Consider the following 24545-nt stretch of genomic DNA (forward strand, 5'->3'; position numbering starts at 1 on the left):
ATCCTGGCGTCGGGATCAGAGTCCGTAGGCCATGCGCAGCAGCGTCATGGGATGGGTGGCGCGGTCGACCTTCTCGGACAGGTGAGCCAACTGGGTGCCCGCCATGGGGCAGTCGCTGGTCACGTGGTCCGGCTCCTGCTGGTCGATCTTGCGCACCAGCGGCCTGGCGATCTTCAGGGATTTCGCGCGCGTCTCGCTTTTCACCGCGTAGGTGCCGTCGTGGCCCGAGCAGCGCTCATGGGCGGTGATTTCCGTGCCCGGCACCAGGGCGAGCACGTCGCGGGTCTTGAGCCCGATGTTCTGCACCCGCTGGTGACAGGCCACCTGGTAGGCGACCTGGCCGATGGCGTTGGGAAAGTCCGTTGTCAGGGCGCCGCCCTTGTGGCGCAGCCAGAGATACTCGAAGGGGTCGTAGAACGCGCCCTTCACCTTCTGCACCAGCGGGTCGTCCGGGTACATGAGCGGCAATTCCTGCTTGTACATGAGGACGCAGGAGGGTATCGGGGCCGTGAGGTCATAGCCCTGGTCAACGAGCGCCGCGAGCACGGGGATGTTCGCCTCCTTGAGCTTGTCCACGGCGTCGAGGTCGCCGAGCTCGAGCTTGGGCATGCCGCAGCACTTTTCCCTGGGCACCACGTCGATGGCAATACCGTTGTGCTGGAAAACCTTGATGAAGTCCTCGCCGACCTCCGGCGTATTGGCGTTGCCGTAGCAGGTTGCGTAGAGCGCGACCCTGCCCCGGGTCTCGCCCACCGGCGCCGGGTCGATGTCCCGGTGCAGACCCCTCGCGCGCCTGCGCAGCGTGTCGCGGTGAAAGGGCGGCAGCGGCGCTTCGTGGTGAATGCCCAGGGTAGCGTCGAGGGCCTTGCGGAAGCCGCTGCTGCCATTCAGCGCGTTGACGGTGACATCCACCAGCGGGATCGTGCCGGCGGCAAAAACCCGGTCTGTGCTGGTAAGAACGCGGTCCCGAAGGCGCGCTCCTTCCTCGCGGAATTTCACGGCCTTGGCGCGCAGCATGAGATGCGGGAAATCCACGTTCCACTCGTGCGGCGGCACGTAGGGGCATTTGGTCATGTAGCAGAGGTCGCAGAGGTAGCACTGGTCCACGACCTGGTTGTAATCGGCCTTGTCGACGCCATCGACTTCCATCGTGTCCGACTCGTCGACGAGATCGAAAAGCGTGGGAAAGGCGTCGCAGAGGCTCACGCAGCGACGGCACCCGTGGCAGATGTCGTAGACCCGCTCCAACTCCGCGTTGAGCTGCTCACGGTCCCAGAACGCTTCGGTCTTCCAGGCGACCGGGTGCCGGGTCGGTGCTTCCAGGCTGCCTTCACGCATGGGGCGTTTCCTCCCTTGTGTTCCGTTCCGGGGCGGGCCCAACGACACGGGGCCGCAAAGCGCGGCCCCGCGGGGGTCGGGCCCGCCGGGCGGGCCGCGCTTCGATCAGGCGTCGAGGTTGTCGAGGGCCTTCTGGAAGCGGTTCGCGTGGCTGCGCTCGGCCTTGGCCAGCGTCTCCATCCAGTCGGCGATCTCGTCGAAGCCCTCGTCGCGGGCCGTCTTCGCCATGCCCGGGTACATGTCGGTGTACTCGTGGGTCTCGCCGGCGATGGCAGCTTTCAGGTTCTCGGCCGTGCCGCCGATGGGCAGGCCGGTGGCCGGGTCGCCGACTTCCTCCAGGTATTCGAGGTGGCCGTGGGCATGGCCGGTCTCGCCTTCAGCGGTGGAGCGGAAGACGGCTGCCACGTCGTTGTAGCCCTCGACGTCCGCCTTGGCGGCGAAGTAGAGGTAGCGGCGGTTGGCCTGGGACTCGCCGGCAAAGGCGTCCTTCAGGTTCTGTTCCGTTTTGCTTCCCTTGAGTGACATAGGGCTTCTCCTTGGGTTGACCGGTTCTCGGTTTGTGCGCGGGTGTTGATGCCACCCTCCGGCGGCAGCCTGTCCAAGCTAATGGAGGGCGTGGCTTCTGGCAATTAAAAAAAATTGCTGGGAATATTCGGTGGAATCGATTGCATTTGCGAGTGTTTCCATGAGCCGCCAGCCGACCCTGAAACAGCTCCGCTATCTCTCTGCCGTCGCCGAGCACGGCCACTTCGGCCACGCTGCCCGCGCCTGCCATGTCTCCCAGTCCACGCTGAGTGCCGGCATTGCCGAGCTCGAGGACACGCTGGGTGCGCCGCTGGTGGAGCGCAGCAACCGCCAGGTGCTGCTCACGGTGCTCGGCGAGGACGTGGTCGCGCGGGCCAACAACGTGCTGCTCGCGGTGGAGGACATCGTCGCCTCCTGCCGCGCCGCGGCCGAGCCCTTCGCCGGCGCCATGCGCCTCGGCGTCATCCCGACAATCGCGCCTTTCATCCTGCCCGCGCTGCTCCGGGAACTGCGCGAGACCTACCCGGAATTCCGCCTGTTCATCCGCGAGGACCTGTCCGAGCACCTGGTGGAGGCCCTGAACCGCGGCGAGCTCGACGTGCTGCTCCTGGCGCTGCCGTTCCCGGCGCAGGGGGTCGAGGAACGGGCCCTGCTCGCCGACGAGTTCCTGCTCGCCTGCCCGGCATCGCACCCGCTCGCCCGGGCCAGGCCGCTGAAGACGGCGGCGCTGCGCGGTGCTGACCTGCTACTGCTCGAGGACGGTCACTGCCTCCGCGAGCACGCCCTCGAGGCCTGCAAGCTGCGCGACGCCGAGGTGAGCGTTCCCTACCAGGCGACGAGCCTGAACACGATCGTGCAGATGGTGGCGAACGGTATCGGCGTGACGCTCCTGCCACGCATGGCCCTCGAGGCCAACCTGCTGGCGAGCACGGACATCGTCGTGCGCGCCTTCGACGAAGCGGGCGTGGAGCGGCAGATCGGCCTTCTCTGGCGGCGCAAGTCGCCCCGGCAGGCGGAGTTCCGCCTGCTCGGTGACTTCATCGCCGCAACGCAGGCGCGCTGATCTGAAAGCACCGGAAGGGATCGCTGCCTCAGACCTGCCGCTTCGAAAGCGCAGGCTCAGAATCGATAGCCCAGGGTCATGCCCCAGGTGCGCGGCTCGAGGAGGAACTGGTTGGTCGCCAGGCCGACGTTCTGATCGCCCAGGTACTGGCCGGTGACGAAGTCGTCGTCCTGGAGGTTCCGCCCCCAGAGTTCGGCGAACCAGCTCCCGTCCGCGCCGTGCAGGGTCACCGTCGCGTTCCAGACGTCCCAGGCATCGACGATGTCGTTACCGGTATTGAACACCCGCGTGTAGAACTCGTCCTGCCAGTAGTAGTTCGTTGCCGCGACGAGGTCCATGCCGCCCTTCAGCTGCCAGCTGTAGGCAATACCGAGGTTGACGGAGAACTCGGGCGCGTTCGGCAGGGTGTTGCCGTCGAGGCTCTGCTCGATGCCGGCGCACGGCACCACGCCCCCCGGACAGCCCGGGCCGACGTAGACGTTGGCGTTGGGGGTGGAGACGATGTTCTCCGTGGTGCCCAGGCCGTTGATATCGGCCGGGTCGAGGCTGCTGCCGCCGTCCAGTTCACTGTCGAGCCAGGCCAGGTTCGCGCTGACCTGCCAGTGCTGGTCCGGCACCCAGATGAATTCGCCCTCGAAGCCCTGGATCGTCGCATCGAAGTTCTCGTTCAGGGAGGTCTGGTTGGTGATCTTGGAGATCTGCAGCCCCTCGTAGTCGTAGTAGAACCAGGTCACGTTGGCCTGAAGCGTGTTGTCGAAGAGCCGGGTCTTGGCGCCGAGCTCCAGACTGTTGATGTACTCCGGGTCGAAGGTGGCGAGGGAGGGGTCCAGCGCGAGCAGGGGGGATTCGGCGGCGATGGGGTTGAAGCCGCCGCTTTTGTAACTGCGCGAGAGCGTCGCATAGGTCATCACGTCGTCGCTCAGGTCCCAGGTCACGTTGAGCTTGCCCGTCGGCTCTTCCCAGCTGCCGCCGAAAGCGTCGTAGTCGCCGTCGGGCTGGGTCGGGTCGCTGAGGAAATTGAGGTAGATGGTACGCTGCCGAGAGGATTTCTCTTCCTCCGTGTAGCGCAGCCCCAGAGTCACGAGCAGGTCGTCCCGCGCCTGCCAGTAGAGTTCGCTGAAGGCAGCCCAGGTTTCGAGGCGGTAGTCCTGCGTGTCGTTGTCGAACAGCCGCTGCTGCGGCGCTATGCCGGCGATACTGCCGAACAGTTCGAGGGCCGCCGAGTAGACGTAGTAGTGCACGTCGGACTCGTAATCGAGGTAGAAGCCGCCGACCATGAAGTTCCAGGGGCCGTCGCTGCTGGAAGCGAGGCGCAGCTCCTGGCTCCACTGCGTGGGCTCAGTGGTGGAGCGGTCAGTCGAGTAGGCCCGGTCCACGGTGATCGGGCCATCCGGGCCGCGGTCTACGGTCACCGGCAGCGGCCAGGGTTCCGAGGCGACAGTGAAGTCATAGTCGTTGCGGGCGCTGAAGTCCGACCGGTGGTAGCCGGTCACGGAGCTCAGCGTCAGGCTGCCGATATCGTGGTCGATCTCCAGCGAGATCACCGTGTCCTCGACCTGGTAGACCGGGGTGAAGTCGAGGTACTGCTCCCGCGGGTCCTCCGAGAAGGGTGAATTGACGAAGTCGTCCTCGGGGAAGGGCAGCCCGGTGATCGGCGCCACGAGGCCGTTGATGAGAAAACCCGTGATCGTGGCGCCGCTGTGCGGCCGCTCCTTGGCGAGGCCGGTGGGCAGGCAGCCGAGCACACCCTCCGGGTCCCGGCGGCAGCGCTGGGCGCTGCCGCGCATGCGGTCCGAGTCCTCCTCGAAATACTGGATAGTCAGCGTGGCGTCCGTGCGCTCGCTCTGCCAGCGCGTGGCCGAGCGCAGCGAGTACATGTCGCGGCCATCGATGTCCCCGCCGGTGAAGAGGTTGTCCACGAAGCCGTCGCGCTCCAGGTAGAAGACCGCGAAGCGCTGCGAAAGGTGGTCCGTGAGCGGGATGTTCAGCGCACCCTTCAACTTGCGGTGCGCGTAGTTGCCGGCCTCGACATTGACGAAGCCGCCGAACTCGTCGCCGGGCTTGCGGGTGATCAGGTTCACCACGCCGGCGGTCGTGTTGCGACCGTAAAGCGTTCCCTGCGGGCCGCGCAGCACCTCCACGCGTTTCGCGTCGTAGAACTCGCTCTCGAAGATGCGGCCGTTGTTCAGGTACACGCCGTTGAAGTGCATGCCCGTGCCGCTGTCCGCCGCGGCCCCGATGGCGAGGTTGCCGATGCCGCGGATCGATATCTGGGCGGTGGTGAAGTTGTCCTTGCTCATCAGCATGTTCGGCACGTTGAACTGCATGTCGAGGGGCTTGTTGATGAGCGCCCGGTCGAGCTCCTCTCCGCTGAAGGCGGTGACCGCGATGGGCGTATCCTGCACGGTGGTGGCCCGCTTCTCCGCGGTGACGATCACCTCCTCGAGGCGACGGTCCTGGGCGAGGGCGGGGTGCTGGGCAAGCAGCGCGCTGCCGGCGGCGACGCAAAGGGGCAGGGTGCGGTTTCGCATGGCGATGCTCCTTGTGCCTTATCGTTATGTGAAGCTGCGTTCGAAGCTACCAAAAAGCGCGCGAGGGGGCGAGCCGGCGACGAGGCGCCGGTGGGGCATGATCGGGGCGGCGGTAGCCGGGAGCACTGTCCCGGGGAGGGTCACTCCTTGTCGTCGAAAAGGCCGGCGCCGCAGTACTTGCAGTGGCGCGCATCGGGCTCGTGGCCGGCGCGGGCGCACTGGGGGCAGTTGACAGTCAGCTTGCGGGCCGCGCCGCTCATGAGCTTTGAGGTGAAGATGCCCGTGGGCACGGCGATGATCGCGTAGCCGACGAGCATACCCATGGCCGAGACGAGGCGGCCCAGGGGAGTGACCGGCACCACATCCCCGTAGCCGACGGTGGTGATGGTCACGATAGCCCAGTAGATGCTCACGGGGATGTTGTCGAAACCGTTGTCGGGCCCCTCGATCACGTAGAGCAGGCAGCCGAAGATCACCATGGTGGTGACGACCATGGCGAAGAACACGAAAATCTGCCGCGCCGACTGGCGCAGGGCGCCGGCGACCTGGTTGGCCTCGTTGAGGTAGGCGAACAGGCGCAGGACCCGGAACACACGCAGGACGCGCAGCAGGCGGATGATGAGCAGCGGGGCCGTCTGCGGCATCAGCAGGGCGAGGTAGGTGGGCAGGATCGACAGCAGGTCGATGATGCCGTAGACGCTGAACAGGTAGGCCCGGCGGTTCTGCGCGATCCAGATGCGCAGCAGGTACTCGGCGGTGAACAGCAGCGTGAAGCCCCACTCGATATCGTGGAACAGGTCTCCGTAGCGGGCGTGGTAGTCCGGCATGGAGTCGAGAATGATCACCGTGACGCTGACCAGGATCACCGTGATCAGCGCGATGTCGAACCACTTTCCCCCCGGGGTCTCGGTGCCGAAGATGATCGTGTACAGCCGCTTCTGCAGCGGGCTCTGCTCGCGCGCGCTCACGGGCGCAGCACCGCTTCGAGGGCCGGGAGCAATGTCTCGACGATGCGCGGCTGCGCGGCCGCGGTCGGGTGGATGCCGTCCGGCTGCATCAGGGCCGGGTCCGTCGCTACCGCCTCGAGGGGGAAGGGGCCCAGCCCGGCACCGGTCGCTTCGGCGACCCGTGGAAAGCTGTCGCGGAAGGCGCCCGTGTAGCGCGGCCCGTAGTTCGGGGGAATCTCCATGGGCAGCAGGAGGACGCGGGCGCCGCTCGCCTGTGCGGCCTCGGCCATTGCCGCCAGGTTCTCCCGCAGCTGCGCCACCGGGTAGCCGCGCAGGCCGTCGTTGCCGCCGAGCTCGATGACCACCGCGTCCGGCTCGTGGGTCTCGAGCAGGGCCGGCAGGCGCCGGCGGCCGCCTGCGCTGGTCTCGCCGCTGATGCTCGCGTTGATCACCTTGACGGCCAGGCCCCGGTCCGCGAGCGCGGCCTCGGCGAGGGCGACCCAGCCCTCCTCGAGGGACAGCCCGTAGGCAGCGCTGATACTATCGCCGAGCACGAGCAGTCGCCGCCCGTCGCCACTGCCTGCAGCGCCGTCGACGGCGGCGGCGCCCGACGCACCCGCCAGCAGCAGCAACAATCCGACGGCGGCCAGCCGGCGTAAACGGCGGAACAAGGAGAGATAGATGATCACGGCGCGTGCGCTTCGCAAGCGGGTCCCTGTGGCGGGCGGGGAACTCGAGATACTGAAAGGCATCGACCTCGAAATCAAGTCGGGAGAGACGGTGGCCATCATCGGCGCCTCGGGCTCCGGCAAGTCCACGCTGCTGGGTCTCCTCGCGGGCCTCGACCTGGCCAGCGAGGGCACTATCGAGATCGGCGACGTTTCCCTCGGGCACCTCGACGAAGACGGGCGCGCGCTGCTGCGTGCGCGCGAGATCGGCTTCGTCTTTCAGTCCTTCCAGCTGCTGCCCGCCCTCACGGCGCTGGAAAACGTGATGCTGCCGCTCGAACTGCGCGGCGACGGCGAGGCGGCGGAACGGGCCGGCCGCTACCTGGAGCGCGTGGGTCTCGGCGAACGGGCGGGGCACTATCCCCGGCAGCTGTCCGGTGGCGAACAGCAGCGGGTGGCCATCGCCCGCGCCTTTGCGGCCGAGCCGCGCATCCTTTTCGCCGACGAGCCGACCGGCAACCTGGATACGGTCACCGGCGAGCGGATCGTCGAGTTGCTGTTTGCCCTCAACCGCGAGGAGGGCACGACCCTGGTCCTGGTCACCCACGACGAGGGGTTGGCCGCGCGCTGCGAGCGGCGGCTGCGCATGACCGCCGGGGAGCTGGAGGAGGCGTGAAGCATTCCTTGCTCCCCGGGGGCAGTGCACTGCGGCTCCTCGCTCGCGACTGGCGGGGCGGCGAACTCGGCGTGCTGGTAGCGGCACTGGTGATCGCGGTCGCGGTGGTCACCGGGATCAGCGCGTTCACCGCGCGCCTGCAGGGCGCGCTGGCGCAGGAGAGCCACCGCTTTCTCGCCGCGGACCTCGTGGTGGAGGCCAGCCAGCCGCTGCCCGCGGCCTGGCTCGAGCGCGCGGCGGAGCGCGGCCTGCGCACGGCCCGGGTGCTGACCTTCACCAGCATGGTGAGTACCGGCGACGAGGCGATGGCCCTCGGTGCGGTGAAGGCTGTTTCCGGGGCCTACCCGCTGCGCGGTGAACTCACGGCGAGTAGCGAGCCCTTCGGCACGGCCACCGGACGTGCGGGCGGGCCCGGGCCGGGGACCCTGTGGCTGGATTCGCGACTCTTCGCCCTGCTCGGCATCGAGCCCGGCGCCAGCGTCGAGGTCGGTGAGGCGCGCTTCAGGGTTACCGCGGCGGTGCGCACGGAGCCGGACCGCGGCGCGAGCTTCCTCGGCCTGGGCCCGCGAGTGCTGCTGCACGTCGACGACATTCCTGCCACCGGGGTCGTGCAGCCCGGCAGCCGGGTCCGCTACCGGCAGCTCTACGCCGGTGATCCCGCCGCCGTGGCCGCTTTCCGCGACTGGCTCGACGGGGAGCTGGCGCCCGGGCAGCGCCTGCTCTCGGTGGAGGAGGGGCAGCCCGGGGTCGCTTCCGCCCTGGACCGGGCCGAGCGCTTCCTGCTGCTGGCCGGCAGCCTCGGTGTGCTCCTGGCAGCCGTGGCCATTGCCCTCGCGGCGCGTCGCTTCTGCGCCCGGCACGCGGATTACGTGGCGATCATGAAGAGCCTGGGGGCGACCAGCGGCTACGTGGGTCGGCTCTACGGCGGCAGTTTTGCGCTCCTCGGCCTCGGCGCGACCGCTGCCGGCTGCCTCGCCGGCCTGCTGCTGCAGGGTGCCGCCTTCGACCTGCTGTCGGCACGGCTGCCCTTCGACCCGGGCCCCGCCGGCTGGCGCCCCTGGTTCGTCGGCGGCATCACGGCGCTTGTCTGCCTCGGCTGCTTCGCCTGGCCGCCGCTGTGGCGCCTCGCCGGGGCGAGCCCCCTGCGGGTGCTGCGCCGGGACCTGCCGCTAGACTCGGGGCGCGGCCTGCTCGACTACGGTCTCGGTCTGGCCGCCGTGAGCGGCCTCATGGCCTGGTACTCGCGCGACCTGGCGCTGACCGGCGCCGTCCTCGCGGGGCTTGCGCTTACCGTGGCCGCGGGCGGCGGCGCAGCCGTGCTGCTGCTGCGCGGCGGCCGCCTGGCGGGCATGCGCGCAGGCAGCATCTGGCGGCTGGCGCTCGCCAGCCTGCAGCGCCGGGGGGCCGGCAATGCCCTGCAGGTGGTGATGTTCGCGATAGCCATCATGCTCCTGCTCCTCCTGACCCTGGTGCGCAGCTCGCTCATCGACAGCTGGCGGGCACAGCTTCCACCCGAGGCCCCGGATCACTTCATCCTCAACATCGCCCCGGAAGAGGTGGCCGCCGTGGAGCAGCGGCTGCGCGCCGACGGCATTGCCGCCGAGGGTCTCTACCCGATGATCCGCGGCCGGGTCATGGCGGTGAACGGTGAAGCGCTGCCGACGGACGACGGCGAGGACGGCCCGCGGCAGCGCGAGGCCAATTTCACCTGGTCCGCAACGCCGCCGCCGGGGAACGAACTGCTTGCGGGCAGCTGGTGGGACGCCGACAGCGATGCGGGCGTGGTGTCGCTGGAGGAGGAGTTCGCCGAGCGGCTCGGCGCCGGGACCGGCGACCGCCTAGAGCTGCGCATCGGCGCCCGTGCCCTCACGGTCACCGTCACCAGCCTGCGCGCCGTGGACTGGGAGAGCATGCGGCCGAACTTCTTCATGATCTTCCCGCCGCGGCTGCTGGCCGACTACCCGGCGACGTTCATGACCAGCTTCCACCTCGGCAGCGACAAGGGCTTCCTCAACCGGCTCCTGCGCGAGTTTCCCACGGTCAGCGTGATCGAGATGGACATGGTGCTGTCCCAGCTGCGCAGCATTGTCGGCCAGGTCAGCGCCGCCATCGAGCTGGTGCTCGCCATCATCCTCCTCGCCGGCGCGCTGGTCCTCGTCGCCGGCGTTCAGGCGAGCGTCGACAGCCGCCTGCAGGAGAGCGCGCTGCTGCGCTCCCTTGGCGCACGGCGGGGCCTGGTGCTCGGCGGCCTTGCCATCGAGTTCGCGGCCCTCGGTCTCTTTGCCGGGGTTCTCGCCACGCTCGGTGCGGAACTGTCCGCCTGGGTGCTGCAGACGCGGGTGCTGGAAATGACCTACCGGCCCACCCCCTGGCTCTGGCCCATCGGCCTCGTCGGCTCGGCCGCGCTGATCGCCGCGCTCGGCGTCTGGGGCTGCCGGCGGGTCGTGAATACCCCGCCGCTTGCGGTGCTGCGTGAGGAGGCCGGCTGAAGCGGCTGCACCGGCAGTGTGCGATGAGCCCGCCGGAAAGGGTATTGAGCTAGCGCGCGATGATGCCGTTCAGGAAGCTGTCGACACCGAGGTCGACCTGGCGGTGCAGGTCCACGTGGCGCTCGAAGAGAGCGGGCGCGTCGACGCGGAGCGTGGCCATGCCGTGGATGCTGGCCCAGGCGACATTGGCGAGGTAGCGGACCTCGTCGCTGCCGCGGAAGCGGCCGAGCTCGATGCCGCGCTGCAGGATCTGCTGGACCACGGCGAAGGTTTCCCGGCTGATATCGCGCAGCGCGGGGAACTTTTCCGGCGGCTGCAGCAGCGGGCCGAACATGAGCTTGAACAGCGCCGGGTTGTCGGCCGCGTAGTTGACATAGGCATGGGCGAAGGCCGCGAGCTGCTCCGAGGGTTCCGCGCCGGCGGCTTCGCCGGCCCGGCGCAGCGTGTCGAGGAGATCGCGGTAGCCGCGGACCGCCATGGCGGCGAGCAGCGCCTCCTTGTCGGCAAAGTGGCGGTAGGGCGCGGTCTGGGAGACACCGATGCGGCGGGCGAGGGCGCGCAGGCTCAGGGACTCCGCGTCACCCTCCGCCAGCTCGGCGATGGCCGTGTCGAGCAGTTCGGCGCGCAGGTTACCGTGGTGGTAGCTGCGTGCGCGTGCAGGGTCCCGGTCCCTGGCCATGGCGCTCGTGTCCTCAGGGCAGCAGGTGCTTGACCGCGTCGCGCTCCTCGGTGAGTTCCCGTTCCGTTGCCGCCATCCGGCCCTTGCTGAACTCGCCGATGTCGAGACCCTGGACGATTTCCCACTGGCCGTCCTTGCAGCGGCACGGGAAGGAATAGATCAGGCCCTCGCTGATGCCGTAGGAGCCATCGCTGTGGATGCCCATGGAAACCCAGTCGTCGGCGGGCGTGCCCAGGGCCCAGTCGCGCATGTGGTCGATGGCCGCGTTCGCCGCGGAGGCGGCGGAGGACGCGCCGCGGGCCTTGATGATGGCCGCGCCGCGCTGCTGCACCGTCGGGATGAAGGTCTCCTCGTACCAGCTCTGGTCGACGAGCTCCATGGCCGCTGTGCCGGCAACCTCGGTGTTGAAGAGATCCGGGTACTGGGTGGCGGAGTGGTTGCCCCACACGGTCATGTGGCGCACGTCGGTCACCGCCTTGCCGGTCTTCTGGGCGAGCTGCGTCTTGGCGCGGTTGTGGTCGAGGCGCATCATCGCCGTGAAGTTGCGCGGGTCTAGGTCCGGCGCATTGCGCTGGGCGATGAGCGCGTTGGTGTTCGCCGGGTTGCCCACCACCAGCACCTTCACGTCGCGGCTCGCGTGGTCATTCAGCGCCTTGCCCTGGGTGGAGAAGATCGCGGCGTTGGCCTCGAGGAGGTCCTTGCGCTCCATGCCGGGGCCGCGCGGGCGCGCTCCGACGAGCAGTGCGTAGTCGCAGTCCTTGAAGCCCGTGTCCGGGTCGTCCGTGCAGACGATGCCCGCGAGGAGCGGAAAGGCACAGTCATCGAGTTCCATGCGCACGCCTTCGAGAGCGTCGAGGGCCGGCGTGATATCCAGCAGCTGCAGGATCACGGGCTGGTCGTCGCCGAGCATGGCGCCGGAGGCGATGCGGAACAGCAGGGCGTAGCCGATCTGGCCGGCGGCGCCGGTCACGGTGACTCGAACAGGTGCTTTCATGAGGCTTCCTTTTTTGGCTGCGTGCGTTGACTGCGTGGCGATGGGTGTCCAGCGGGGCCGATATTGTCTGCGCAGCGCCGGGAAAAAAGCAAGTTGCCGGCGCCCGGTCCGGTGGACGCTGCGCCGGCCCCTGCGCTAGCATTGCGCCCCGGCCGCCACCCGACGGACGCCTCCCGTGCCCGAACTGTCCCGCAAGGAAAAAACCGAGTTCAACAAGCTGCAGAAGCGCCTGCGGCGCAACGTTGCCAATGCCATCGTGGACTACAACATGATCGGCGAGGGCGACCGGGTCATGGTGTGCCTGTCCGGTGGCAAGGACTCCTACGGCATGCTGGACATGCTGCTGTCGCTCAAGCAGAGCGCGCCGATCGACTTCGAGCTTGTCGCCGTCAACCTCGACCAGAAACAGCCGGGGTTCCCGGAGCACGTCCTGCCGGCCTATCTCGAGGGTCTCGGTGTCCCCTACCACATCGTCGAGAAGGACACCTACAGCATCGTCAAGGACGTGATCCCGGAGGGCAGGACGACCTGCGGCCTCTGTTCGCGGCTGCGCCGGGGTACGCTCTACGGTTTTGCGGAGGAAATCGGCGCGACCCGCATCGCCCTCGGGCACCATCGCGACGACATCGTCGAAACCCTGTTCCTCAACATGTTCTTCGGCGGCACGCTGAAGGCCATGCCGCCGAAGTTGCTGAGTGACGACGGCCGCCACGTGGTCATCCGGCCGCTGGCCTACTGCAGGGAAAAGGATCTCGCGGCCTACGCGACGGTCAAGGGGTTCCCGATCATCCCCTGTAATCTCTGCGGCTCCCAGGAGAACCTGCAGCGTGTCCAGGTCAAGGCGATGCTCGCCGACTGGGAGAAGCGCTACCCCGGTCGCACGGAAACGATCTTCCGCAGTATCGCGAACGTCGCCCCGTCACAGCTCGCGGACCGCGCGCTGTTCGATTTCGCGGGGCTGAAGCAACAGGCGCCGGAGGCCGGGGGCGAACTGCGCATCCGCGCGGTCAACCTGTAAGTGGCCGACGTGGCGCCGCTCCTGAGTGCGAGCGGGCTGGCCCTGGAGCGGGGCGGCAGGCAGCTTTTCAGCGGCCTCTCGGTCACCGTCAGCCCGGGCCAGCTGGTGCAGGTCGAGGGCGCCAACGGCGCCGGCAAGACCAGTCTCCTGCGCATCCTCGCCGGACTCTCCCGGCACGGTTTCGAGGGGCGCGTCACGCGATCCGCGCCGCTCCTGTTCCTCGGCCATCATCCCGCGGTCAAAGGGCTGCTCACGGCGCGCGAAAACCTGCGCTGGCATCCCGCCGGCGAGGGCAGCCATGACGACGCGGCCATCGAGGCCGCGCTCGCCGCGGTCGGGCTTTACGGCTACGAGGACGTTCCCGCGCACAGCCTCTCCGCCGGCCAGCACCGGCGGGTGAACCTGGCGCGCCTGCACCTGTCCACCAGCCCGCTGTGGCTGCTCGACGAGCCCTTTACCGCCATCGACCGGGATGGCGTGGCCGCGCTGCAGGCGCTCTTCGTCAGTCACGCCGAGCGGGGCGGGGCGGTGCTGTTCACGTCGCACCAGCCGCTCGCCGTCAGCTACCGCGTGGACGCGGTCGTGCTTGGCGCGGGGCTCGCGGCGTGAGCGGTGCGCCCGGCGCCCTGGCCTTCGCGGGGCGGCTGCTGCGGCGGCAGCTCACGCTGGCGCTGCGCCGCCCGGTGGCGGTGTTCAACCCGCTGCTGTTTTTCGCCATGGTCGTCGCGCTGTTTCCCCTCGGCCTCGGGCCGGCGCCGGACCGGCTCGCGGACTTCGCCCCGGGAATCCTCTGGATCATCGCGCTGCTGGCCAACCTGCTCAGCGCCGAGGGCCTGTTCCGCTCGGACTTCGAGGACGGCAGCCTGGAACAGCTGCTTCTGTCGCCGCAGCCGCTTTACCTCTCCGTGCTCGCCTACGTGCTCGCCCACTGGCTGCTCACGGGGGTGCTGCTGGCGGCCATCGCGCCGCTGTTCGCGGTGATGCTGAACCTGCCGGCAGCGGCGCTGCCGGTGCTGGTGGCGAGCCTGCTCCTCGGCAGCGGCGTGTTGAGCTTTGTCGGCAGCATCGGCGCGGCACTCACCGTGGGGCTGCGCCGCGGCGGCATGCTCATCGCGCTGCTGGTGCTGCCGTTCTACATGCCGGTGCTGATCTTCGGCGCCGGTGCGGTGGAGGCCGGTCTCGCGGGGCTGCCCGTGGGGCCGTTCCTGGCCATCCTCGGCGCGCTGTTCAGCCTCGCCGCGGCCCTCGGCCCCTTCGCCATCGGCGCGGGGTTGCGTATCAGCGTCGATGCCTGAGTCTGCGGGCGCGAGGCCCGCGAATTGCTTTGTTGTTGGTAAGTGCACCGCTGTATAATGCGCGCCGCCATGTGGTCCTTCTTCCATAAACTCGGGTCCCCCCCCTGGCTTTACCGCATTGCGGGGAACCTGCTGAACTGGCTCCTGCCCCTGTCCGTGCTGGCCCTCGTCACCGGCCTCGCGTGGGGGCTGCTGTTCACGGCGCCCGATTTCCGCCAGGGCAACAGCTACCGCATCATCTACATTCACGTGCCCGCGGCCGTGGTGGCCCTCGCCGGTTACTACGTCATGGCCCTGGCCGGGGCCATCAGCCTGATCTGGAAGATGAAGATGGCGGACATTGCCATGAAGGCCACGGCCCCCGTGGGGGCGGCGCTCACGTTCATTGCGCTGGTCACCGGTGCAATCTGGGGCAAGCCGACCTGGGGCACCTGGTGGGTGTGGGACGCGCGCATCACTTCCATGCTCATCCTGCTGTTCCTCTACCTGGGTGTCATCGCCCTCTACGAAGCCTACGACAACAAGGCGGCTGCCAGCCGCGCCTGCGCTGTCCTCAGCCTCGTGGGAACGGTGAACATTCCGATCATCTACAAGTCCGTGGACTGGTGGTACAGCCTGCACCAGCCGGCATCGATCAAGTTCACCGGCGACTCCAGCATCGATCCGAGCATGCTCTACCCGCTGCTGCTGTCCATCGTCGCCTTCTACGGGCTCTTTACCTGCGCGCTGCTCGGCAACATGCGCGCCGAGATCCTCGCCCGGGAGACGCGCACGGGCTGGGTGCGTCGGCTCGCCGGCGGTGAGGCCTGATGTACTTCGACAGCCTCGAGGCGCTGCTGGCGATGGAGGGCCACGGCCCCTATGTCTGGGCTGCCTACGGCATCACGCTGCTGGTCCTGGCGCTCCTGCTCAGCGCGCCCGGCCGGCGGCGCCGGCGCCTGCTCCGGGAGGTGCGCGGCGAGCTGCGGCGCGAGGCCGCCCACGGTTCCAAGGAGGCAGTACATGCACCCGGTTCGTAAACAGCGCCTGATCATCGTCCTCTGCGTGGTGGCCTTTTCCTCGCTGGCCATCGGTCTTGCGGTGTACGCTCTCCGCGGCAACATCAACCTGTTCTATCCGCCGGCGGAGGTCGCCGCCGGGCTGGCCCCGCAGGGCACGCCGATCCGCGTTGGCGGCATGGTGGTCGAGGGTTCGGTGCAGCGCAGCGAGGACAGCCTGGCCGTGCGCTTCGCGGTGACCGATTACCAGGCCACGGTCCCCGTCGTCTACGAGGGGATCCTCCCGGACCTGTTCGACGAGGGGCAGGGCGCTGTCGCCGCCGGCGTACTCGGCGCCGACGGGGTGCTGGTCGCCAGCGAGGTCCTCGCCAAGCACGATGAGAACTACATGCCGCCGGAGGTGGCCGATGCCCTCGAGAAAGCCGGCCGCAGCGCAGAGGGGCAGTTGTTATGATCCCTGAGCTCGGACATTTTGCCCTGATCCTGGCGCTGTGCCTCGCGGTGACGCTCGCCGTGGTGCCGCTCTGGGGCGCCTGGCGCCGAAACCTCGGTGCCATGGCCCTCGCGCCCTCCCTGGCGGTCGGGGTACTGGTATTCTGCGCAATCGCCTTCGGCTGCCTGGCGACGGCGTTCCTCCAGGACGACTTCTCCGTGCGCGTGGTGGCGGCCAACAGCAACAGCCTGCTGCCGCGGGTATACAAGTTCTCCGCCCTCTGGGGCAACCACGAGGGCTCGCTGCTGCTCTGGGTGACGATCCTCGCCGGCTGGATGGCCGCCGTGGCTGCCTTCAGCCGGCAGCTGCCCACCGTGGTGCTGGCGCGGGTGCTCGCCGTCATGGGCATCATCGCCGTGGGCTTCCTGTCCTTTTCCCTGTTCACGTCGAACCCCTTTGAGCGGCTGCTGCCGAGCACGCCGGCGGACGGCAATGACCTGAACCCGCTGCTGCAGGACCCGGGCCTGATCATCCATCCGCCGCTCCTGTACATGGGCTACGTCGGCTTCAGTGTCGCCTTCGCCTTCGCCATCGCGGCGCTGCTCGGCGGGCGTCTCGACGCGGCCTGGGCGCGCTGGTCCCGGCCCTGGACGAATGTCGCCTGGGCGTTCCTCTCCGCCGGCATCATGCTCGGCAGCTGGTGGGCCTACTACGAGCTGGGCTGGGGCGGCTGGTGGTTCTGGGACCCGGTGGAGAATGCCTCCTTCATGCCCTGGCTTGCCGGTACGGCGCTGCTGCACTCGCTCGCGGTGACCGAGAAGCGGGGCCTGTTCAAGAGCTGGACCGTGCTGCTCGCCATCTTCGCGTTCTCCCTGAGCCTGCTCGGCACTTTTCTCGTCCGCTCCGGTGTGCTCACCTCCGTGCACGCGTTCGCCACGGATCCCGCACGCGGGCTGTTCATCCTCGCCTTCCTCGCCATCGTGGTCGGCGGCTCTCTCGGCCTCTACGCCATGCGCGCGCCCACGGTGACCAGCCGCATCCGCTTTGCCTGGCTGTCCCGGGAGACGCTGCTCCTGGTCAATAACCTCGTGTTCACGGTGTCCACGCTCACCGTGCTCTTCGGCACCCTGTTCCCGCTGGTGATGGATGCCTTCGAGCTGGGCAAGTACTCCGTGGGCCCGCCGTACTTCAATGCCGTCTTCGTGCCGCTCATGGCCCTGGTCATGCCCGTCATGGGCATCGGCCCGCTGTCGCGCTGGAAGCAGGACAGCGCCGCGCGCTGGAAGCGAGAGCTGCTCCTGCCCGGCCTGGCGGCCGTCGCCTGCGGTCTCCTGCTGCCCCTGTTCGGCGAGGGCTACAACCTCTGGGTCGCGCTGGCCGTGACGCTCGCGGCGTGGCTCGCCCTCGGCCTCGCCCGGGACCTCTCCAACCGGGTGCGCGCTGCGCCGAGCCTGGGCCGCGGGCTGCGCCGCCTGCCGGCGAGCTACTGGGGCATGCAGCTGGCTCACCTCGGCTTCGCCGCTTGCGTCATCGGTGCCGTCGCCGTCAGCCAGTACAGCATCGAGCACGATCTCAAGATGGCCCCGGGGGACAGCGAGACCCTCGCCGGCTATCGCTTCACCTTCACCGAGCTCGCTCGCGTCGAGGGGCCCAACTACCTGGCCGACGAGGCGCGTTTTGCCGTGAGCCGGGACGGCCGTCCGGTTGCCCGGCTGGCGGCGCAGAAGCGCCGCTACCTCGCCAGTGGCTCGGTCATGACCGAGGCCGCCATCGACGCCGGCCTGTTCCGCGATCTCTACGTGGCCATGGGTGAACCGGTGGGCACCAGCGGGGCCTGGGCCATCCGCCTGCACTACAAGCCGATGGTGCGCTGGCTCTGGCTCGGCGCGCTGCTGATGGCCATCGGCGGCCTGACCACCGTCGCCGATCGCCGCTACCGCCGGCACCGCGCCGCGGAGCGCGCGCCGGCAGGCGAGGAGGCGGCCCGTGGCGCCCCGGCTTAAGCTCTTCATACCGCTGGCGCTCTTCGGCGTCCTCGCACTGCTGCTCGCCCGGGGGCTGCAGCTGGACCCGAAAGAGCTGCCCTCGGCACTGATCGACCGGCCCCTGCCGAGCTTTTCCCTGCCTGCCCTCGACGGCGGTGAGACCCTGACCAACGCGGCGGTCACCGGTGAGGTTTCCCTGTTCAACGTCTGGGCGACCTGGTGCATCACCTGCCGGGCGGAGCACGCCTACCTCGAGAAGCTCGCCGATGCCGGCGTGCCGATCTACGGCATCAACTACAAGGACGACAGCGCCGCCGCGCGGCGCTGGCTCGCGGAGCTCGGCAATCCCTACCGAGCGAACATCGTCGACGCGGAAGGGACCCTCGGGCTCGACCTCGGCGTCTATGGCGCGCCGGAGACCTACCTCGTGGACGCCGACGGCGTGGTCCGCTACCGGCACGTGGGCGAAGTCAATGACCGCATCTGGGAAAACACCCTGGGGCCGCTCTTCCGCGAGCTCCGCGGCGCGGGGAGCGGCTCCTGATGCGCCTGGCCGTGGCTTTCCTGCTTGCGCTGTTCACCCTGCCGGCGGCAGCGGTGATCGAGACCTATGACTTCAGCTCGCCGGAGTTGGAAGTGCGCTACCGGCAGCTCAGCCAGGAGCTGCGCTGCCCGAAGTGCCAGAACCAGAACATCGCCGACTCCAACGCGCCGATCTCCGAGGACCTGCGCCTGCTGCTGTACCGGCAGCTCGAAGCAGGGGCCACGGACGAGGAAATCCTCGAGGACATGGTGCGTCGCTACGGCGAGTTCGTGCGCTACCGGCCCGACTTCGACCGCAATACCGCGCTGCTCTGGCTGGCGCCGGTGCTCTTCCTCGCCCTCGGAGCCGGGCTCGCGGCCCTCGTCCTGCGCCGGGCGCGCGGGGACGGGGCGCCGGCACTCGACAGCGAGGAGCAGGCGCGCCTCGAGGCGCTTCTGGCTGCGAGGGACCGCGAAGAATGATCTTCTTTCTCCTCGGCTGCGCGGCGCTGGTCGCGCTGGCGGCCCTGTTCATCCTGCGCCCCGGTGCCCGCGCCCGGGCCCGGGCGGAGGATGCCGCCAACCTCGACTGGTTCCGGCTGCGCCGCGAGGAGCTCGCCGAGAGTGGTGAGGCCGACCTGCTCGACGACGCGCGGCTACGGGTCCTCGAAGACGGCGTCGAGGACCCGGCGCCGGCCTCGGCCATCGCCGAACGGCGTTTCCGGGCAGCCTGGCTGCTGCCGCCGCTGATGCTGGTGGCGGCCGGCTGGTTGTACTGGCAGCTTGGGGCCATGCCCGACGTCACCCTGGCTCAGCGTCTCGACGCGCTGGGGGAGGACACGCCGGCGGCGGACATCGACGCCCTCATGAGCGATATCGGCGCCCGGGTGGGGCAGCGTCCGGGCAATCTCGGCTACCGCGCACTGCTCGGCCGCTACCACATGGCACGCGGCAACTATGCGCTGGCCGCAGACGCCTACACGGATCTTGCCAGCCGCGCACCGGGCGATGCGCAGGCCCTCGCCCTGGCGGCGCAGGCGCGCTTCCTCGCTGCCGGGCGCGAGCTTTCCCCCGAGGCCCAGCGCCTGGCAGAGCAGGCGCTCGCCACGGACCCGCGGCAGCGCACCGCGCTGGGGCTCCTCGGCATGGCGTCCTTCGAGAACGGCCGCTACCGCGCCGCCATCGATTACTGGGAGCGCCTCGCCGCCCAGGAGCCGCCGGGATCGCCCAGCGCGCAGATGCTCGCGGACGTGATCGCCAGCGCCCGCGCCCGCCTCGGCGGTGCCGGCGGTGATGCAGCCGGAGCGGCCCCCGGCGAGACCGAAGCGGCGGGCCCGGGCATCGTGGTCACGGTCAACGCGCCGGCCGAGGGCGCCCTCGACGGCAGCGAGACGGTGTTCGTCCTCGCGCGTCGGGAAGACGCGTCCAGCCGCATGCCGATCGCGGTGCAGCGCTTCCCCGCCGCCCAGTTGCCGCGTACGCTGCGCCTGGATGACCGCAACAGCATGGCCGGCCAGAAGCTGTCCACAGCCGGTGCCGTGCGGGTCTTCGTGCAGGTATCCCCGGGCGGCCAGCCCGGCCTCGCCAATGCGGTCCTCGCGGGCAGCGCCGGCCCGGTCACGGCGGCGGCCGACGACAGTGCCTCGGTGGAGGTATCCCTGGCCCCGACGGCCGGCTGAAGGGCCTTTCGCGCCCCGGCGAGACCGGGCATAATGTTGTCCGCAGAAGGTGGATACACTACATCTTGTGGGGCGCCGGGAGCGCGTGCTGTCCTTTTTTCGCAAAAAATCAAGGGAAATCCTAAGAAAATCATAATGATGCAGAAGAAAGCTCCAGTTGATACTGCCACCAGCCCGTCCCGCGAAGCCGCCATTCCATGCGCCTGAAGTCCATCAAGCTGGCGGGCTTCAAGTCCTTCGTCGACCCGACCACGGTGACCTTTCCCTCCAACATGGCCGCCGTGGTGGGCCCGAACGGCTGCGGCAAGTCGAATATCATCGATGCCGTGCGCTGGGTGATGGGCGAGAGCTCCGCGAAGAACCTGCGCGGCGAGTCCATGGCAGACGTCATCTTCAACGGCTCGGTGAATCGCCAGCCGGTCGGCCAGGCCTCCATCGAGCTCATCTTCGACAACAGTGACGGCAGCGTCGGCGGCGAGTACGCGAGCTACGCCGAGGTCTCCACCCGCCGGCAGGTCACCCGCGAGGGCCAGTCCGAGTATTTCCTGAACGGCACCCGTTGCCGCCGCCGCGACATCACCGACATCTTCCTGGGCACGGGCCTCGGGCCGCGCAGCTACGCCATCATCGAGCAGGGCATGATCTCCCGCCTCATCGAGTCCCGCCCCGAGGAACTGCGCATCTTCATCGAGGAGGCGGCGGGGATCTCCAAATACAAGGAGCGGCGCAAGGAAACGGAATCGCGCATGCGCCGCACCCTCGAGAACCTCGAGCGCCTGACCGACCTGCGCGACGAACTCGAGCGGCAGCTGCAGCACCTGCAGCGACAGGCGCAGGCGGCCGAGAAATACAGCGCCCTCAAGGAAGAGGAACGCACGCTCAAGGCGCAGCTTCTCGCCCTGGAGTGGAAGGAACTCGACAGCGAGACCGCGGCCAGCGCTCACCGGGTGGGCGAACTCGAGGTCTCCCTGGAGGCCGTTCTCGCCGAGCACCAGCAGGTGGACACCCGCATCGAACAGCAGCGCGTCGAGCAGACCGAGCGCAGCGACGTGTTCAACGAGGTGCAGGGCCGCTACTACACGCTCGGCGCCGAGGTCGCGCGCATCGAGCAGAGCATCCAGCACCAGAAGGAGCGCTCGCGGCAACTGCGCGACGACCTCGCGCAGACGCGCAGCAATCTCGAGGAGGCGGAGCGTCACCTGCAGGAGGACCGCGAGCGTCTCGTCGCCTGGGAGGAGGAACTCGCGGGCCTCGCGCCGGAGAGCGAGGTGCTCGACGCCGCCGCCGAGGAGGCCGCGACCGCGCTCGCCGCCGCCGAGGAGGCGATGCAGGGCTGGCAGCAGCGCTGGGACGATTTCAATCACCGCGCCGCCGAGCCGCGCCAGCAGGCCGAGGTGCAGCAGTCGCGGATCCAGCACCTCGAGCACGCGCTGAAGCGCCTGCAGGCGCGCATGGAACAGCTCGCCGGCGAGCAGCGGGAGCTGGCGCCCGCCGAGGGTGAAGAGGACCCGGCCCCCCTGCGCGAGGAACTCGCCGAGGCGGAGCTGGCGATTGCCGGGTACGAAGAGCAGGGCGAGGCCCTGGCAGGCGATCTCGCCGCGAGCCGGGAGCAGGGCACGCGGATCGCGAGTGAGCTCGACGCCGCGCGCTCGGAGCTCGCCCAGCTGCGCGGCCGGCAGGCCTCCCTGGAGGCCCTGCAGCAGGCGGCGGCCGAGGACGCCTCGGGCGGTGCCGATGCCTGGCTGGACGGCAACGGCCTGGCGGCGGCGCCGCGGCTGCTTTCCCAGCTCGACGTCGCCGCGCCCTGGCAGCGCGCGGTGGAAACGGTGCTCGGCGACTACCTGCACGCGGTCTGCGTCGACGATCTTGACAGCCTCGGCCAGCGCCTGGACGGGCTCGCCGCGGGGCACCTGACGCTCGTGGGCCGGGCCTCGATGCCCCCGGCGCGGGCCGGCACCCTGGCGGCCGAGGTGAACTGCGGCGGCCGGGTCGCCGGGCTGCTCTCGGCGGTGCGCACGGCCGCCGACGAAGCCGAGGCGCTGGCGCTGCGCGGCCAGCTCGCCGGCCACGAATCCGTTATCACGCCCGACGGCCTGTGGCTCGGCCCGAACTGGCTGTCACTGCGCCGGGGGGAGGCGGAAGGCGACGGTGTCATCCGGCGCCAGCAGGAGCTCGAGGCCCTGTCTGCGTCGGTGGTCTCGACCGCGGAACGCGTGCGCGAGCTCGAGGCCGCGCAGGCGGCGGAGTCCGGGCGCCTGCGGGACCTGGAGCAAGCGCGCCAGGCGCTGCAGCGCGAGCAGCAGGCGGCCAGCCGCCGCCAGGCCGATGCGGCCGCGCAGCTGAAGGCCCAGGAAGCCCGGGTCGAGCAGCTCGAGGCCCGCCGCGCGGCACTGGCGCGGGACGCGGAGGACGCGCGGGCGCAGTTCGAGGGTGAGCAGGCGTCGATCGCCGAGGCCCGGCAGGTACTGGCGGAGGCGATCGAGCGCATGGAATCCGACGCCGGCGAGCGCGAGACGCTGCTCTCGGAGCGTGACCGGCTGCGGGGCGAGCTGGACGGCTGCCGGCAGGCGGCGCGCCAGGCCCGCGACTCCGCTCACCAGGCGGCCATGCGCCTGCGCTCGCTGCAGACCCAGGTCGAGACGATCCGCAGCTCCATCGCCCGCACCGAGGCGCAGGTCGCCCAGCTCAGCGAGCGCCGGGCGGGCCTGGCCAGTGGCCTCGAGGAGTCGAGCACGCCGGTGGCCGGGCTCGAGACGGAGCTCGAGACCCAGCTCCAGCTGCGCTCCGCGGCGGAGGCCGAGCTGACCGAGGCGCGCCAGCGCGTGGCGGAGGTCGAGCATGCCCTGCGCAGCGATGAGCAGGCCCGCGCCGCCATCGAGCAGCGGGTGGCCACGGCGCGGGCCGAGCTCGAACAGTGCCGCCTGGGGCGGCAGACGCTGCAAGTGCAGCGGGAGAACGTCGGCCGGCAGCTGAAAGAACTGGCGCAGGACCCCGCTGCAGTGCTCGAGGGCCTGCCGGAAGAGGCCACGCGGGAGGGCTGGCAGCAGCAGCTCGAGCGCGTCGCGACCCGCGTCGCCCGGCTGGGCCCGATCAACCTCGCGGCCATCGACGAGTACAGCCAGCAGTCGGAGCGCAAGCAGTACCTCGACGCGCAGAACGAGGATCTCGAGAGTGCCCTGGGCACCCTCGAGTCAGCCATCCGCAAGATCGACCGGGAGACGCGGAGCCGCTTCCAGGCGACCTTCGACAAGGTCAACAGCGGCCTGCAGGAGCTCTTCCCGCGGGTCTTCGGCGGTGGCAATGCCTACCTCGAGATGACCGGCGACGACCTGCTCGACACCGGGATCTCGATCATGGCGCGTCCCCCGGGCAAGAAGAACAGCACGATTCACCTGCTTTCGGGCGGGGAGAAGGCGCTGACGGCGATCGCCCTCGTGTTCTCGATCTTCCAGCTCAACCCGGCACCTTTCTGTATGCTCGACGAGGTGGACGCGCCGCTGGATGATGCCAACGTGGGGCGCTATGCTCGCATGGTGAAGGAGATGTCCGAGAAAGTGCAGTTCATCTTCATCACCCACAACAAGATCACCATGGAATTGGCCGACCAGTTGCTCGGGGTCACCATGCACGAGCCCGGGGTGTCTCGCCTTGTGGCCGTGGATGTGGAGGAAGCGGCGGAACTGGCGGCAAGCTGACGGCGAACTGGGCGCTGGAGCATGGAGCTGACGATACGCGACTGGATGGTCATCATCGGCGTGCTGCTGATCGCGGCGGTGCTGGTCGACGCCTGGCGGCGGGTGCGCGCGGAGCGGCAGGCCGAGGTGCGGGTCAAGCTGCGCCGGGTCGGCGAGGGCGACGATGACGAGCTGCAGGAACACCCGAGCGTGATCCAGGAGCTGCCCAACGGCGGCGCGCGGGTCATTCGTCGCGAGGATCTCGTGCGCGCCGCCCGGGAGCACGACGAGGCCGTGCAGGCTGCGGCCGCCGCCGACGGCGCGGACGGCAGCGGCGCGCGGCGCGGTGGCGCGCAAGACAGCGCTGCGCAGGGCAGCGGGCCGGCTTCCGGCGCAGGCCGTGCAGCCGCGGGCCCGCCGCCGCGGCCCGCGCGCAAGGCCGCCCGCCGCGCGCCGGCCGACGACGGGCTCGTCAACGGGGTGAGCACCAGCGACCGGGAAGAGCCCGGCAACCTCGACTGGCTGGAGGACCTGCCGGCGGATGACGAGCCCGAGCCGAGGCCGGAGGGTAGCGCCGGGCGCCTGCCGCGCGGCGAGGACCCGGAGGTCTTCATCCTGCACGTCATCGCGCAGGACCCGGCCGGCTTTCGCGGCGACGATATCCTGCAGATACTCCTCGCCTGCGACCTGCGCTTCGGCGACATGGACTTCTTCCACCGCCACGAGCAGGCAGCCGGGCGCGGGGCAATCCAGTTCAGCGTTGCCAACATGATGCAGCCCGGCGTGTTCGACATCGATCGCATGAGCGAGCTGGCGACGCCCGGGCTTCTCTTCTTCGTCACGCTCCCGGGCCCGGACGACATGATGAAGGCCTTCGACTACATGCTCGAAACCGCCCAGGCCGTGGCCCGCAACCTCCGCGGTGACGTGCTCGACGAGTCGCGCAGCGCGCTCACCCGCCAGTCCCTCGAGCACAGCCGCCAGAAAATCCGCGATCTCGAGAGGCGTCTCCTCGCCGGAAGCCGCTGATC

Annotated in this window: 22 protein-coding genes; 15 read left to right on the plus strand and 7 right to left on the minus strand. The window is 69.5% G+C overall.

The genetic code is table 11. From position 1 onward, the window contains the following. Positions 1-15: 15 nt before the first annotated feature. Together RKE50_RS06125 and RKE50_RS06130 are read right to left on the minus strand one after the other, a co-directional pair. Positions 16-1338, minus strand: coding sequence for a heterodisulfide reductase-related iron-sulfur binding cluster (locus RKE50_RS06125; protein WP_350035179.1), 1323 nt, complete (start codon positions 1336-1338; stop codon positions 16-18). Between the two features lie 105 nt (positions 1339-1443). After that, positions 1444-1863: a rubrerythrin family protein gene (locus RKE50_RS06130; protein ID WP_350035180.1), complete on the minus strand. Its 420-nt coding sequence runs from the start codon at positions 1861-1863 to the stop codon at positions 1444-1446. A 160-nt stretch (positions 1864-2023) separates the two neighbouring features. Here RKE50_RS06130 and RKE50_RS06135 point away from each other — a divergent pair, with 160 nt between their 5' ends. Beyond that, positions 2024-2926, plus strand: a complete 903-nt coding sequence (locus RKE50_RS06135; protein WP_350035182.1) for a hydrogen peroxide-inducible genes activator — start codon at positions 2024-2026, stop codon at positions 2924-2926. Between the two features lie 56 nt (positions 2927-2982). On the opposite strand, the gene RKE50_RS06140 is transcribed toward RKE50_RS06135, so the two are convergent. The 3 genes from RKE50_RS06140 to RKE50_RS06150 form a co-directional block, all read right to left on the minus strand. Then, positions 2983-5457: a TonB-dependent receptor gene (locus RKE50_RS06140; RefSeq protein WP_350035184.1), complete on the minus strand. Its 2475-nt coding sequence runs from the start codon at positions 5455-5457 to the stop codon at positions 2983-2985. A 140-nt stretch (positions 5458-5597) separates the two neighbouring features. Continuing rightward, complete coding sequence (locus RKE50_RS06145) at positions 5598-6425, minus strand: ion transporter (protein WP_350035185.1); 828 nt, start codon at positions 6423-6425, stop codon at positions 5598-5600. Then, the gene (locus RKE50_RS06150; protein WP_350035187.1) at positions 6422-7093 is read right to left on the minus strand and encodes an arylesterase; all 672 of its coding nucleotides are present in this window, start codon (positions 7091-7093) and stop codon (positions 6422-6424) included. Before RKE50_RS06150 ends, RKE50_RS06145 begins: the two co-directional genes overlap by 4 nt. On the opposite strand from RKE50_RS06150, the gene RKE50_RS06155 reads away from it, so the two are divergent. Beyond that, positions 7086-7748 carry an ABC transporter ATP-binding protein gene (locus tag RKE50_RS06155; RefSeq protein WP_350035189.1) on the plus strand — a complete coding sequence of 221 codons (663 nt, stop codon included), beginning with the start codon at positions 7086-7088 and terminating at the stop codon, positions 7746-7748. The genes RKE50_RS06150 and RKE50_RS06155 overlap by 8 nt on opposite strands. Continuing rightward, a complete protein-coding gene (locus RKE50_RS06160) occupies positions 7745-10237 on the plus strand; it encodes an ABC transporter permease (RefSeq protein WP_350035191.1) in 2493 nt (830 codons plus the stop codon). The genes RKE50_RS06155 and RKE50_RS06160 overlap by 4 nt, the downstream gene beginning before the upstream one ends. 49 nt (positions 10238-10286) lie before the next feature. Here the strand turns inward: RKE50_RS06160 and RKE50_RS06165 are convergent, their stop codons facing one another. Beyond that, positions 10287-10916: a TetR/AcrR family transcriptional regulator gene (locus RKE50_RS06165; RefSeq protein ID WP_350035192.1), complete on the minus strand. Its 630-nt coding sequence runs from the start codon at positions 10914-10916 to the stop codon at positions 10287-10289. Between the two features lie 13 nt (positions 10917-10929). Beyond that, on the minus strand, positions 10930-11910 hold the full coding sequence (locus RKE50_RS06170) for a malate dehydrogenase (RefSeq protein ID WP_350035194.1): 981 nt from the start codon (positions 11908-11910) through the stop codon (positions 10930-10932). A gap of 175 nt (positions 11911-12085) precedes the next feature. On the opposite strand from RKE50_RS06170, the gene ttcA reads away from it, so the two are divergent. The 12 genes from ttcA (at position 12086) to zipA (ending at position 24543) form a co-directional block, all read left to right on the plus strand. After that, the gene (gene ttcA / locus RKE50_RS06175; RefSeq protein ID WP_350035195.1) at positions 12086-12928 is read left to right on the plus strand and encodes a tRNA 2-thiocytidine(32) synthetase TtcA; all 843 of its coding nucleotides are present in this window, start codon (positions 12086-12088) and stop codon (positions 12926-12928) included. A gap of 9 nt (positions 12929-12937) precedes the next feature. Beyond that, on the plus strand, positions 12938-13537 hold the full coding sequence (gene ccmA / locus RKE50_RS06180; protein WP_350035197.1) for a cytochrome c biogenesis heme-transporting ATPase CcmA: 600 nt from the start codon (positions 12938-12940) through the stop codon (positions 13535-13537). Further along, positions 13534-14223 (plus strand): heme exporter protein CcmB, encoded by a 690-nt coding sequence (gene ccmB / locus RKE50_RS06185; protein ID WP_350035198.1) that lies wholly within the window; start codon positions 13534-13536, stop codon positions 14221-14223. Before ccmA ends, ccmB begins: the two co-directional genes overlap by 4 nt. A gap of 69 nt (positions 14224-14292) precedes the next feature. Next, entirely contained in the window at positions 14293-15033 is a 741-nt protein-coding gene (locus tag RKE50_RS06190) for a heme ABC transporter permease (protein ID WP_350036486.1), read from the plus strand. Then, on the plus strand, positions 15033-15242 hold the full coding sequence (ccmD, locus tag RKE50_RS06195) for a heme exporter protein CcmD (protein ID WP_350035199.1): 210 nt from the start codon (positions 15033-15035) through the stop codon (positions 15240-15242). Before RKE50_RS06190 ends, ccmD begins: the two co-directional genes overlap by 1 nt. Further along, a complete protein-coding gene (ccmE, locus tag RKE50_RS06200) occupies positions 15226-15675 on the plus strand; it encodes a cytochrome c maturation protein CcmE (protein ID WP_350035200.1) in 450 nt (149 codons plus the stop codon). Before ccmD ends, ccmE begins: the two co-directional genes overlap by 17 nt. Continuing rightward, positions 15672-17657 (plus strand): heme lyase CcmF/NrfE family subunit, encoded by a 1986-nt coding sequence (locus RKE50_RS06205; protein ID WP_350035201.1) that lies wholly within the window; start codon positions 15672-15674, stop codon positions 17655-17657. The genes ccmE and RKE50_RS06205 overlap by 4 nt, the downstream gene beginning before the upstream one ends. Then, on the plus strand, positions 17641-18183 hold the full coding sequence (locus tag RKE50_RS06210) for a DsbE family thiol:disulfide interchange protein (protein ID WP_350035202.1): 543 nt from the start codon (positions 17641-17643) through the stop codon (positions 18181-18183). Before RKE50_RS06205 ends, RKE50_RS06210 begins: the two co-directional genes overlap by 17 nt. Then, positions 18183-18644: a cytochrome c-type biogenesis protein gene (locus tag RKE50_RS06215; RefSeq protein ID WP_350035203.1), complete on the plus strand. Its 462-nt coding sequence runs from the start codon at positions 18183-18185 to the stop codon at positions 18642-18644. Before RKE50_RS06210 ends, RKE50_RS06215 begins: the two co-directional genes overlap by 1 nt. Beyond that, a complete protein-coding gene (gene ccmI / locus RKE50_RS06220; RefSeq protein ID WP_350035205.1) occupies positions 18641-19840 on the plus strand; it encodes a c-type cytochrome biogenesis protein CcmI in 1200 nt (399 codons plus the stop codon). The genes RKE50_RS06215 and ccmI overlap by 4 nt, the downstream gene beginning before the upstream one ends. A 197-nt stretch (positions 19841-20037) precedes the next feature. After that, positions 20038-23535, plus strand: coding sequence for a chromosome segregation protein SMC (smc, locus tag RKE50_RS06225; protein ID WP_350035207.1), 3498 nt, complete (start codon positions 20038-20040; stop codon positions 23533-23535). Positions 23536-23556: 21 nt separating this feature from the next. Continuing rightward, positions 23557-24543: a cell division protein ZipA gene (gene zipA, locus RKE50_RS06230; RefSeq protein WP_350035208.1), complete on the plus strand. Its 987-nt coding sequence runs from the start codon at positions 23557-23559 to the stop codon at positions 24541-24543. Positions 24544-24545: the final 2 nt, after the last annotated feature.

This window comes from Pseudohaliea sp. (assembly GCF_040217025.1).
Taxonomy (GTDB): Bacteria; Pseudomonadota; Gammaproteobacteria; order Pseudomonadales; family Halieaceae; genus Pseudohaliea.